We start from the raw sequence: 12,348 nt of genomic DNA on the forward strand, positions 1-12,348 counted from the left end.
TAAACGGCTTGCCACAAGTTTGTTTCCCATGCAGGGATGGCTTGCTGACTCTATAGGAATATCTACAAGCGATGTCCAATTATTTTAAAAAACATGACCTGTAGCCTTTGTAACTCGAATAACTATTTCTACAAATCTAACCTTGATCGGCCTATCACGCCTTTCAAGGTTTCTTTTTCTATACTATCGCCAACGACGCAAACAACCGGGCTTTTTGCGCTTCACGGCTTAAAGCACTGGAAAACCCTTGGATGCAGGGGAGGGAAACGATTTTACGGATCCAATAAATGGTTGGTATGCTGAGGATTTTAGTGGGTGGCTGATTGGGGCTCTGTCAAGATAGTAGACACAAAACCTTATCACTTCGCAGTAACAAAGTATTGACTTTGCTCGAACTCATTCGGTGTTGCATAATTAATAGCTGAATGGATTGTGATGGAGTTGCTTATTCTGACGCTCCGAAGTATGTGCACAGTGGTGAACTTATCCTGATAAAGTAGTAATGGGCTTATCAATGTTGTAGTATTTAATAATGAGTAGGAGATTATTACTTTAGGAGTAGGTGTATACGATGGGAGTAACCGATAAAGCAGATATTTTCGCTATTGCCCAACATGGCGATTATGAAACTTTTCTGAAAAAATTTCATGGTGACAACTTAAATGCTAAGAGTGTTATTGGCTCAAGCTTGCTTCATCATGCGATTGCAGGTAGGAAGTTCGACATTGCCCTATTTTTAATACAAGAGAATATTGATGTAAATATGACGAATTCTGAAGGGCAAACTGCGTTGCATCTAATTTGTGTGAATCCTAATATTGAGGTTGCAAAAGAAATACTTAAGAAAGGCGGAGATATTAACATCCGCGATAAATACGGTAATAATGCAATGTGGACTGCTGTGTTTAACTGTAAAGGAAGGTACTATGATATGGTTGAATTATTTATCCAGTATGCTCCTGATACTTTAAATAAAAATAATGCAGGAAGGTCACCTTTAGATTTTGCAAATCAAGTTGGCAATGAAAAGCTAATAAATATTTTGACCCAAAAACCTTGATTGAGACTTGGATTACCTTTAAGTCGTTCCAAGGATAGAAAACCATACCAACCGCCTTGCGATACGCTTGGCGGGTTTCTTTTTGCTATTTCGCTCTGAAGGCAGCGCAAATCACCGCTTTTGGCGCTTCGCAGCCTGCAAGCACCGCAACCCTTGAATGATCCAAGCACTATGCGGCGGACATTTTCGGCAACCCCACATTAACGGTAGAGACTTACGCAAGCTCGATTCGCTATGCAGGTGAATTCTTCGATGCAGAAGTCGGTTTGAGCCACCACCTTTTTAGTCATTATAGCAACCGTCAAAATATCATAGCTGAAGGTTAATGGTTCAAGAGGTCGCCTACATTCATAACAATGTTTCTTAGGCACTTCTGGATTCTCATTGTAAATCATTGCAATTCGGATACGCTCGTTTATTGATAAATCGTGTTCCAAAGGCGGCAAATTAAGCGCCTCACTTTCCCGATAAAATCTCCGCTTGCTATACCACGAGACAGCAGTCTCGTGTCAAAAATACCTAACCTGCCATGAAAGAAAGCAGTGAGTAACGGGATGGTTGCATTGACTTTTTGTTCCAACAATAATATATTATTGTTGGGACAAAAAGTGGGGTGAAGCGATGTCCTCCAAAAAGATGGGGCGTCCACCATCTGACAATCCCAAGAGCGAAACGATTAAGATACGTGTCGATCAGGAAATTATGAGCAAGCTTGATGCTTCCGCCGAGAAGCTGAATACGACACGTTCAGATATCGTCCGCAAAGGGATTGAGAAGGTGTATGACGAGCTCCAAAAATAAAGAAGGAAGCGGCGCGTCCGACGAAGAACAATGCCACTTCCTATCCCGCAACCGCTTGAATAAGCAGACTGCATAAATATCCTACCATGTGCAGAAATCTCATTCAAGCGACGCGATTGACAATTATGGGAGGATGAACATGAAAACGATTCTGGAAGCCCTGTACCGTGGACAACTTCATCCCGATGAGGTGATTGTACCGTCTCATCCTGAATATCGTCCCCTAAGCCGACAAGTGGCTGCACAGACAAAGCAATGGCGAGAACGATTAGGTGAGGAAACGTTTCGTGAGTTGGAGGAGTATTTTGACCTGTGCGACAGCGTTGATAGTATGCATGTTGAAGCGGCTTTTCTGCATGGATTCAGGCTTGGAGCCAATTTAATGATTGAGGTCATGAGCCAACGTGAGGAGTTAATTCCCGGTGCAACTTCGGTTTGTCATTATGATGATAATAGCGACACATTGACGGTTGTAGATGCGCATGGGACAACCTAGCGCTATAATTGCTTTGAAATTGAAAATGCGCTTGATATGCACACAGCAGCGCGTGTGAATAAGCACCTGTTTCCTGCGGAAATAAAGTGCTTATTCACAGCGTGGATGATGCTAGACGGGCAAGAGATAACGCAGTAGCGAGTTATCTTCACTAAAGTAGGCTAGCGACCTTCGCGAAAGTCAATCGAACAAATGGCCCCTTATGCGATGCAATCATAGGCAGAGAGGGGAATCCCCGCCTCTGTCACCATAGCCCAATTCATCCAGGAGAGCCCATACGACTGAAGAAATCCCAAAATTTAAGGGATAATGAGGAGGATGACCATGGAATTTGTAATAAATCCTTATATCGGAGCCGGAAGTATCTTGCTTGGAATGACTTCAGAGGAAGTCCAAGAAGTACTGAATTCTCATCCTGAAAAATTTCGTAAGTCTAACACTGCTGATTTTGAAACAGACGCTTACGAATGGTGCCATGTGTACTATAGAAAACCAGGGGTATGTAATGCTATTGAGTTTTTCTCTCCTGCTTCAGTAATTTTTAATGGGTATAGCCTTCTCGGTAAATCTTATGCGGAAGTCAGGGATATAATAACGCAATTTGATAATACGCTAATATGTGATGTAGATGGTTTTACTTCCATAAAGTATGGATTTGGAGTATATGCTCCAGTTGCTGAAAAGGAACCAATAGAGCCTGTAGAAGGGGTAATTGTTTTCGAGAAGGGTTATTATGATTCCATTCTGTAGAACACCCAGGCGGCTGGATAGAGAAGTTCAGTAAGCTGCGTCGTTTTGAAACGGAGTAAATTTCAAACAACAACTGGTATTTAATTCGAACAAGGTAAAGCTTATCTAGCTGAACCGAGCATCTACCCCAAGTGAGCTAACAACTCTCTTGGGGGTTCTTTTTTATCCACCGCTGTACTGTGCTACCGACGTAAAGAGCTATTTTCAGCGCTTCGCAGCCTGCAAGCGCCGCAAAACCCGAATGATCCAAGCCTATGCCTACGGCCGCCTATACAGTCTCCCCACGCCTTATGGCGGGATCAACACCTTGCCCCTAGTGGATTCCCTTGCAGGGAACGCTTGCTTTCCAACCATCTGTAGACCCGCTGGCGCGGTCAGGATCGGTTGGAAGCAAACTGCCCTGTACAGGGGAATCCACAGCGGCTTTGATCATTCCGGCTTCGCCTTGAGGTTCGATGCACAGGCAGGATCGGATGGAAGCAAGCCGCTGGATGCGGTGGCAGATTCGGCTGATTGCAGTGACGCTGGTCATCGGCGCTGCGTACCGCGCTGCGAAGTGGCTCTATCAGGCGGGAATTCATTGGGTTCACTGAGGAGAGTGACGAAGGTCACTGTGAGTTGCAAGTGCCACCAACACTACAGAACAACAATGGGCGAAAAAACAGATTTATAATAAAGCGGTAAATAGAATTGACACCATTCAAAATGCTGAATCAACAAGATCTACAACAAATGGAAGCCAAAGTGTTCCATCAGTCAGCGATATTCAAAACATAAATAACTATGTTTTAGGATAAATGCAGATACTCTTGCTTTAAGAACAACGGTTCAAAATGAGATTAATCAATTAAAAATCAAATATCCGAGCTATGATTTCTCAGCTCAGTTTGGAGACCAATATGTCTGTTAGTGTGTTTAGAATGAATCCAGAGGATGATTCATTTGAACTAGGTTTTGAAATACCAGTATCTCGCGAAGAATTCTTTACAAAGTTTTGGCAACCAGCTATTGAGGAGTTAAAAATTTCTGGGATTCAGAATGGAATAGAATTAAGAAAGGAGCAGTTGGAATCTATACTTCTGGAGCTAGAAAATTTGAGAATATGGGCACAATCTAATCTTAAGAATAGTGATTTGGAATATATGGTCACTAGGATTGATTTGCTTATTAAAGAATTACCATTAGCTTTTATAACAGATGGTACCATTTTATGGATTGGATAGCTTCATGCTATGTGAAAAACCTTGATTGGCTTCGCGCCTTTCGAGGTTTATTTTATTCAGGCAACGCTAACGAGCAAACAACTCCTTTCAGCGTTTCGCAACCTTCAAGCGCCGAAACTTCTAATGATCCAAGCCTACGCCTGCGGCAACCTCCACAGTCTCTACCTTCGCCTTACAGCGGGATTAACGGCTTGCCCCTAAGTAGCTTCCCTTGCAGGGAACGCTTACTTTCCAATCGCTTATAGACATGCTGCGCGGTCAGCATCGGTTGGAAGCAACCTGCCCTACACAGGGGAATCTACAATGGCAAGCCGCTAATCCCGACATCTGGTCGATTAACCTCGTCTCTTCCATAGTCTGCTGAGTCAGTCGATCAAACTGATAGATGAAGCGGATATGGATGGGGCAAGTTTGAGTGACGCCGCGGCGCTGCGTGATACCGAATATGCGGGGGAAGAGCAGGAGCCGTACATCATAACTTACACATACGATGCGCTGAACCGCGTGGATAAAGTGATTCGCAAGATATTATGCAACGTGACGACTTTTCGATTCCAGAATCGGTAGTAATGGAGATTGCTTGGTCCTCCATTATTAAATGGATTGAAAGTGACGCTCTTGGATTAAAGTTATATGTCGATGCTGTACAAATGATCATTCCCGACCCAGTAGCCTTAGGTACTCTAAATGGTCCAGGTAAAATAAAATTTTCATTCAATAATTTACCTAAGGACCCTAACGATTTATTAAAAAACGGTTGGAAAGATGTTACACCTGAGGGTATGCTTAAAAATACAGCTTCTAGAGAATATCTTGATGATGCTACGGGATTTAAAGTCAGATTTGATCCAGGTAATGAAGGGGCGAATGGTTTTGAAGGAATGGATCACTATCATATTTATAATCCAAACAGTACTGGGAAAATGGATTATTATATTGATAAGAATGGGAATCCAGTCCCTAAGGGTTCAAAACCATCTCATATTGTACCGGAAAAGGAATGAATAAAATGAAACCGACTGAATTTTTCGAAAAATACAACTTACATGATAGTCTTGTAAATGATGTTTATTTTAAAGATCAAAAACTAATTTTGGATTTAGACTTTTGTAATTGGAAACAATCAAATTATAGAGAAGAGCAGCCAGAGATAATTAATGGATCGCTAATTTTTTCCGGTACTCAAGAATACGAAACTGAACCCAAATTATTCGTTCCTGATAGTAATGAGATACTAGAAGTTACAGTTACTTCAACGAAAGAAAACCCTGCTTTAGAGCAAGTAAAGTTAGTACTCACAAGTGAAAATGATGTTATTATAGTTAACTTTAAAGCTTCAGGAGTTTTTTGGGAAACTGTATAGTAGTCTGTAGATAGACCACAAGCCTCGGCCCTCGTTTGTGGTCCTTTTTTTCAGTTTCGTTTAGGTTAAGATAGCATAAAAATGGGTGGAAGCTTGAACAATCTCTTCTTAAGAAGTGATATATTGTTAGCACGTGAATTGAAAAATCGATAACAGTACTGACCATCTTTGCGACTAATTATCGCTCGATGGTTTCTTTTTTCTGCCGCTGTATCGCTAGAACACAAACAATGGCTCGGACTAGAGAAAGGCAAATGAACTCGGATGAACCTAAGAAATTACAAGAATACCTTGAAGAATTCTCAAATCATTTAAAAGAACGTGACTTGTAACCCAAATAACTATTTCTTCAATTTAACCTTGAGCGGCTCATGCCTTTCGAGGTTTTCTTTTAATGTGTGAGATTTTCCATTACAAATTGAATCCACAATAGAAGTCAACTCCAATCTATTCAACTGGAAGCGGAAAAGCTATATTATGGCAGAGAAACATGATAGTTGGGCTACATTAAACAAGTACCACAATGGAGAGATTCTTTTAAAGAGGAGCTAAATTTAGGAGGCGAGAAATATGAAGTATCTAATTGATCTGACAAAAAACAATTTTGACAGAATTGATTTTACAGAAGCTAAAATTATAGATTTTTATTGTCAGTATAAACTTTCAAATAGTTTAGAATTTAAAGTTTGGGGAGCTACGTTGTTACTAGAACCGAGGTGGAAACACACCGAAAAGTTTGAAAGTTCTCTACCCGGCACAGAAGACATGTATGTATCTGGAGTGGGGATCGTCAAAATCGATAAACTAATTGGCGGTAATATTGAAGTATATGCTTATGATAATGTTAAAGAATCCGATTTAACAAAAGTAGCCAAAAACTGTGATGGTTCAGAGCTGGTATTTAGAAGGGAGTGGCCATTTAATAAAACGGAAAATGTAGATGAATACTTGTGGGAATGCGTTATTTCATGGCCATATGGATTTTGTAATCTACGACTTTTTAGTGATAGTGGTAAAGTATCTTTTGAGTTTGACAGCAATGATATGGTATCTGCAAGAGATTACGTCATGAATACTGAATTGTATGGTTTTAACGCTGATAAGCTAAGATAATCCTTAGGGTTCCTTAAAAGACAACATTAGACGAAAAAGGTTTGTAAATTAAAGGTGAGAGACGAAATATACCCAAAGATGGTAGCTAAAAAGAAAGTGAGGTTATAGATATGATGCTTACTCTTGATATAAGTAATGAAGAGTTTGACGCAATAGTAGGCTTTGATGATAAAGTTACTCCAGTAATATTCCTCAATTTCCCTAGTGATATTAGGGGCGTTTACGAATTTGAACTTATAAATTCAGTTGTAAATATCTTTGATTTTAAAGATCAGGTAGTAAATCAAGGACTTTGTATAGAGGATGATTCGCTCTTTGTATTTGGAAAAATGAAGGTTCGAATAGAGAGAGTCAAGGGTGCAGATTTTAAGCTGGTTGAAGGTAATTTCCATACAGGGCGGAAGCAATATCATACTTGGCCATACACCTTAAATAAAGGAGATGTCGTTTGTATATGTGGAGGCGTACTATCTTTCCTCGCTAACTTTTTTGTATCAATTATTATTGTGACTGAAAATAAACCCCAAATTACATTAACCTTCGATCCGAAAGAAACTGTTCCTTATGAATTTACGAATAGTAGCAGTACAAAGCATGCACATTCAAAGAAAACTAAGTATGAACATACTAATTCACAAGGAAGATTATTTGATTCTAGCTTTTTTCAAGAGTATTTGGGAACTGGAAGAAAAGTAATCAAAAGCGAATAGGTTCATATCAGGTATGTTTATCAAGGAAAAGCAACTGCCAGCTGATCATATTATTGATCTTCGGTGTAAACGATATATCAAGGAAATTTCGGACTATTCGAGAGGAATGATCATTCCATGAAAGCTACTCGTAGTTGTCGTATTTTGTTTACGTTTTTGTTCATGTTCCTATGCTCATTCCCATTATCCGTATACGCCGCGTCGGATGAGCCGATACGTGTTTATCTCAACGGAGATCAAGTCTTGTTCACACAACTTCCTATGGTGGAGGACGGGAATACACTGGTTCAAATGCGCCCTATTTATGAAAATCTTGGTATCGAGATCGATTGGGATGAAGGGACTCAGACCATAACAAGCACTAAAAATCACTGGCAGATCGCGATGACCATAGATTCGACGGAAGCAACCGTCAATGGGAAACCGGCAACGCTGCCCATCGCCCCGAGGATCGTGAACGGGACTACTTTCGTTCCGCTGCGGTTTGTAGGCGAGAGTGTCGACGGGGACGTTACTTGGGATGAGAAAACGAATCGTGTCGACATTATCAACGATAAAAGTTATTACGTATATCAGGCCGTTATGAAGAATGATATGGAGAAGGCCAAGTATTGGCTGGATCATGGCGGCGGAGCGAATTTTGCCAATAAACACGATGGTCTTACGACTCTAAGCTTCGCTATGTACCACAAAAACACGGACATGATCGAACTGCTTTTGAGATACGGTGCGGACCCGAACAAAAGCGAAACGAACTCCGGCCGTATCAGGCCATTGCTGTCAGCCGTTTTTGACAAAAATCCGGCAGTTGTTCAGCTGTTGGTCGATTATGGAGCGGATGTTGGCTATTCAACTAGCGAAGGTACCGCTTTGGATACGGCCAGGAGGAATTTGCAGAAAGAGACCGACGCGGCCGACAAACAAAAGCTGGAGCAGATTATAGATATTCTGGAGAAAGCCAAACAGAAGGATATCAAGGCATTGTCCGAGCAGACGGTCCTTATACCGTTCAATGGCGGTGAAGATATCAATTATTTTAAAGGAGAGACAGGAACGTGGGGGTACTTGGACAATACCGGCAATATTACTATCAAGCCGAAGTTCTCATTTGCTCTTCCTTTCTCCGAAGGCCTGGCATTCGCCGCTTCGAAAGATGGCCATCAATCGGGCTATATCGACAAAACCGGAAAATTCAGGTTTACGTTTGATTTTATCCCTACGTTAATTCCGGGAGATTTCAAAGAAGGGTTGGCACCCGCTGGGAAAAACAGGGTATGGGGGTTTATTGACAAGACAGGCACCTTCGCAATCACTCCCCAATACGACTATGCCTTGTCTTTCTCCGAAGGCCTCGCTGCCGTCGAAAAAGGAGGCAAGTGGGGATTAATTGATCATGCGGGTGAAGTAGTGGTTGAACCCAAATATAAATGGATTTTTCCATTTCGCGATGGATTGGCGCTTGTGCGCGGCGAACGCAGTGGATTTATGAATACAAAAGGTGAACTTGTGATTGACTTCCAGGAGTTAGGGATATCCGAATACGGGGAATTTTCTGAGGGGTTGGCGCCGGTAGCTAAAAATAACAAGATTGGATATATCAACACCAAGGGGCAATTTGTCATTCCTCCTATCTACAATGAGGCATTTGAGTTTGGCGAGGGTTTGGCGGGCGTCTTGATCGACGGGAAATACGGTTATATGGATTCGTCATGCCGAATCGTCATTTCTCCTCAGTTTGATTCGGCTTTTCGGTTCCGCAATGGGCAGGCTTTTGTCAAACAAAACGGTAAATGGGGTTTCGTTAATGCCAAAGGCGAGATGATCGTACCGCCAACTTTTACTGGATATGGTACTATTTTCGATGGCATGTTTGGTGGCAAGTATTTCGCTTTCTCTGACTTGGCTAACGGTATGGCCTTGCTGCACAAGGGCAGCCAAACTTATTATGTGCTGCCGGATGGGAAGCTCGTTGAGTTTGTTAAGCAATAATCAGGGAATTGCTAAAAAATAGTTTGGAAAAGCGAAGCTATCCACGACGAGGCTTTTCGGAGCTATCTTTGAGACTACCTTGCGACTGACCATGCAAGGTTTTTTCTTTTTACACTAAGGAGCGAAAATCCGCTTTTGGCGTTTCTTGGCTCCAATCAAGCAGGGATTTATGGAAAATATTGCGAATGGGTTAGCCATAGTCCGACGAAAATTCAAGTAGGAGCGTGGGGGAGCTGGAACAACAGTTTGAAAGGTGATGCTGTGTGGGATATAAAATAGTATCGCGTAGTTTCCTATTAATAATCATTTTTTTTATAGCAAGCTCGTTTTTGCCAAGCAGCGATATGCCTGCTGTTCAAGCGGAAGAACCATGGGAACAAGTGGCGGTTTTTGACAAGTCTTATTGTGATTCTTCTTCCTGTTCTCAGTTGGATTTCCCATTCACGGTCCAGGATACCAAGGAGTACAATTATCGAATCAGGATGACTTCCTTGGCGGGCAGCAATGCCAGAGTAGATATAACGTATTGTGTGCTAATAGCGGCATATGTGGATTTAATTCCGGCGATAGTTCGCCGACCGGGGCGTTATCAACGCTTAACTTTTCCTATCCGCTCAAGCGTGTATACAGCTCATGCTACTATGTGAACACCGTATGCAATCTTCTTTATCCGGGCGCCCCTTCAAATTATGCGGGATATCTTCAATTTCAATTATTTGCTACTAGGGCTGCAGGGGTTATTGAGAGGCAGAGCGCCCCTGGGTTTGTATACCCTACTTTGGAAATCGTCTCGCCGACATCCGCACAAATACTAAGCGACGCTGATACAGCTTTTATCCCGTTTATAAAAGCAGCCGATTCGGACGGGGATCCGCTAAACTCGGCGTATTATATCGATGCGGAGACAACCCCCAGGGATACGAAAGTGATATCGAATACGGCAACGGCACAAGTTTTAAGCTTTAACGCTTTGAATATAGGAACTTTAACGGAAGGATTGCACACAATGAGATTTACCGTAAACGACGGTTCGCATACGACCTCAAAGTCGGTGAATTTCACGGTCGATAAAACGCCCCCGGTACTAGGAACGGTAACCGTGACTGCAACGGACACAACGATACAAATTGCGGGATCGGCGTCGGATTCGATTTCCGGTTTAAATCCGGAGCCTTACCGGTATTTTTTCGGTCCGAATGGAACCTCGTGGACGGCTTTGTCCTCATATACACAGACCAATCTAATTCCGAATACGGCATATGATGTCAAGTTCGAAGCGAGAGATAATGTCCAGCATATTGCAAGCAAGGAACAGACTATTCTGACCAAAGCGCAGGTTCCTTCCTTGGCATTAAGTCAAGCGACAGAGACAAGTTTGGATTTTGTGCTTCATGATAGCAATCCCGGTATCACTCCATATCAAATCAAGTCCGGCGGGCAGTACGTCGGCGCCGCGGGCGCATTGACCGCATCGCCCGAATGGATTGTGTCTGCAAACAAGAAGATAAGGGTAACAGGGTTGCAGCCGAATACAACATATAGCTTTCAAGCTAAAGCAAAAAATGAAACCGGGGAAGAAACGGCGGATAGTCCGCTTTTTGGCGGAATTACTTTAGCAACCCCTCCTTCCAATATAATAATTGAATCGTCGCAACGCTGGGTGAAATTAAGTTGGCCGGAAATAACGGACGTAACGAGTTATGATGTTGAGGCAGACGGTATCGTCACGAACAACGGGAAATCCGCCTCTTTTACCCATAATAATCTGCCGCCTAATACCCAACATACGTATCGGATAAGAGCCAATAATGCCGGTGGTCCGGGTAATTGGAGCGCCCTCATCAGCAAGTTCACGCTGCCTGATCCGCCGGCGATTCCGATGAGCGTCCAAACCGTGCCGCTGCAAACGGAAATCACCGTTTCGTGGGACGCGGTTGCCCGCGCGGAGAGCTATGATATTGAGGTGGACGGAACCGTAATCGGTAACGGAGGCAAAACGACCTTCGTACACAAGGGGCTGCAGCCGCTCACTGACCACACGTACCGGATCAGAGCCGCCAATAAAGGCGGCGTCAGCGAGTGGAGTCAGCCGGTGGCGAAGAAAACATTGCCGTATCCCCCTGCGTCGCCGGGATATGTTGCGGCGACCCCTTCGATCCATCAAGTGACGGTAAGCTGGAGCAAATCGGATGGGGCGGATACCTATGAAGTTGAGGCAGACGGACTGATCATCGATAACGGCAGCAGCACGGCCTATATTCATGAAGGACTAGACGCTCTGAGCGGGCACACGTACCGGGTCAGAGCGGTCAATGCCGGCGGCAAGAGTGTGTGGAGCGACCCGATTAACGTAACGACACATCCCGAAAAGCCGGAAGTTCCCACGAATATCATGACGACAGCGGAAGAGAAAGCGATCACCGTGACCTGGTACAAAGTTTCTCATGCGGCCGGGTATGAAGTAGAGATCGACGGGACGTCTGTCACGAATGTCACCGATAACCAGTTTGTTCATAGTGATCTGGCGCCTTCCAGCAAACACACATACCGGGTCAGAGCCAATAATATTAGCGGCAGCAGCGAGTGGAGCAGTCCGGTCACCTTGTCTACATTCCCCGAAGGAAGCGACGGAAGCCTGTCCCTGACCAACATTGTTGCGGTGGTGACGAACAAAGCGATCACATTATCCTGGGATACCGTAGCTCCCGAGGCCAGATACGATATCGAGGTGGACGGCGTGCTTGCCGACAATGGAAGCAATACGATCTACCATCATGGGGGGTTAAAAGCGAGCGAATTCCATACGTACAAGATTCGCTTGAAAAAGGACGATAGCCCGAACC

Annotated in this window: 12 protein-coding genes; all 12 read left to right on the forward strand. The window is 43.3% G+C overall.

Features of this window, described 5'->3' with window-relative positions:
- Nucleotides 1-571: 571 nt before the first annotated feature.
- Nucleotides 572-1,060 carry an ankyrin repeat domain-containing protein gene (locus AC0LWT_RS37860; protein WP_474687058.1) on the forward strand — a complete coding sequence of 163 codons (489 nt, stop codon included), beginning with the start codon at nucleotides 572-574 and terminating at the stop codon, nucleotides 1,058-1,060.
- Nucleotides 1,061-1,681: 621 nt separating this feature from the next.
- Nucleotides 1,682-1,861 carry a ribbon-helix-helix protein, CopG family gene (locus AC0LWT_RS37865; protein ID WP_474687059.1) on the forward strand — a complete coding sequence of 60 codons (180 nt, stop codon included), beginning with the start codon at nucleotides 1,682-1,684 and terminating at the stop codon, nucleotides 1,859-1,861.
- A 139-nt stretch (nucleotides 1,862-2,000) separates the two neighbouring features.
- The gene (locus AC0LWT_RS37870) at nucleotides 2,001-2,357 is read left to right on the forward strand and encodes a DUF6809 family protein (protein WP_474687060.1); all 357 of its coding nucleotides are present in this window, start codon (nucleotides 2,001-2,003) and stop codon (nucleotides 2,355-2,357) included.
- Nucleotides 2,358-2,681: 324 nt separating this feature from the next.
- The gene (locus AC0LWT_RS37875) at nucleotides 2,682-3,107 is read left to right on the forward strand and encodes a hypothetical protein (RefSeq protein WP_474687061.1); all 426 of its coding nucleotides are present in this window, start codon (nucleotides 2,682-2,684) and stop codon (nucleotides 3,105-3,107) included.
- Nucleotides 3,108-4,006: 899 nt separating this feature from the next.
- Nucleotides 4,007-4,330, forward strand: a complete 324-nt coding sequence (locus AC0LWT_RS37880; RefSeq protein ID WP_474687063.1) for a hypothetical protein — start codon at nucleotides 4,007-4,009, stop codon at nucleotides 4,328-4,330.
- 411 nt (nucleotides 4,331-4,741) lie between these two features.
- The gene (locus tag AC0LWT_RS37885) at nucleotides 4,742-4,897 is read left to right on the forward strand and encodes a hypothetical protein (protein ID WP_474687064.1); all 156 of its coding nucleotides are present in this window, start codon (nucleotides 4,742-4,744) and stop codon (nucleotides 4,895-4,897) included.
- Nucleotides 4,898-4,899: 2 nt separating this feature from the next.
- Complete coding sequence (locus AC0LWT_RS37890) at nucleotides 4,900-5,334, forward strand: hypothetical protein (RefSeq protein ID WP_474687066.1); 435 nt, start codon at nucleotides 4,900-4,902, stop codon at nucleotides 5,332-5,334.
- A 5-nt stretch (nucleotides 5,335-5,339) separates the two neighbouring features.
- A complete protein-coding gene (locus AC0LWT_RS37895; RefSeq protein ID WP_474687067.1) occupies nucleotides 5,340-5,693 on the forward strand; it encodes a hypothetical protein in 354 nt (117 codons plus the stop codon).
- Between the two features lie 570 nt (nucleotides 5,694-6,263).
- Nucleotides 6,264-6,806, forward strand: a complete 543-nt coding sequence (locus AC0LWT_RS37900) for a hypothetical protein (protein ID WP_474687069.1) — start codon at nucleotides 6,264-6,266, stop codon at nucleotides 6,804-6,806.
- 110 nt (nucleotides 6,807-6,916) lie between these two features.
- A complete protein-coding gene (locus AC0LWT_RS37905) occupies nucleotides 6,917-7,516 on the forward strand; it encodes a hypothetical protein (RefSeq protein WP_474687071.1) in 600 nt (199 codons plus the stop codon).
- Between the two features lie 162 nt (nucleotides 7,517-7,678).
- Nucleotides 7,679-9,505 (forward strand): WG repeat-containing protein, encoded by a 1,827-nt coding sequence (locus AC0LWT_RS37910; protein WP_474687074.1) that lies wholly within the window; start codon nucleotides 7,679-7,681, stop codon nucleotides 9,503-9,505.
- A gap of 1,006 nt (nucleotides 9,506-10,511) precedes the next feature.
- Nucleotides 10,512-12,348 (forward strand): fibronectin type III domain-containing protein (locus tag AC0LWT_RS37915; protein WP_474687073.1); only part of this gene is annotated, 1,837 nt, incomplete at its 3' end.

This window comes from Paenibacillus sp. sgz302164 (genome assembly GCF_056120505.1).

Excerpts from the sequence above, each read along its gene's own strand:
- AC0LWT_RS37860 (WP_474687058.1), top strand. The coding sequence starts at position 572 with ATGGGAGTAACCGATAAAGCAGATATTTTCGCTATTGCCCAACATGGC.
- AC0LWT_RS37865 (WP_474687059.1), top strand. The coding sequence starts at position 1,682 with ATGTCCTCCAAAAAGATGGGGCGTCCACCATCTGACAATCCCAAGAGC.
- AC0LWT_RS37870 (WP_474687060.1), top strand. The coding sequence starts at position 2,001 with ATGAAAACGATTCTGGAAGCCCTGTACCGTGGACAACTTCATCCCGAT.
- AC0LWT_RS37875 (WP_474687061.1), top strand. The coding sequence starts at position 2,682 with ATGGAATTTGTAATAAATCCTTATATCGGAGCCGGAAGTATCTTGCTT.
- AC0LWT_RS37880 (WP_474687063.1), top strand. The coding sequence starts at position 4,007 with ATGTCTGTTAGTGTGTTTAGAATGAATCCAGAGGATGATTCATTTGAA.
- AC0LWT_RS37890 (WP_474687066.1), top strand. The coding sequence starts at position 4,900 with ATGGAGATTGCTTGGTCCTCCATTATTAAATGGATTGAAAGTGACGCT.
- AC0LWT_RS37895 (WP_474687067.1), top strand. The coding sequence starts at position 5,340 with ATGAAACCGACTGAATTTTTCGAAAAATACAACTTACATGATAGTCTT.
- AC0LWT_RS37900 (WP_474687069.1), top strand. The coding sequence starts at position 6,264 with ATGAAGTATCTAATTGATCTGACAAAAAACAATTTTGACAGAATTGAT.
- AC0LWT_RS37905 (WP_474687071.1), top strand. The coding sequence starts at position 6,917 with ATGATGCTTACTCTTGATATAAGTAATGAAGAGTTTGACGCAATAGTA.
- AC0LWT_RS37910 (WP_474687074.1), top strand. The coding sequence starts at position 7,679 with ATGTTCCTATGCTCATTCCCATTATCCGTATACGCCGCGTCGGATGAG.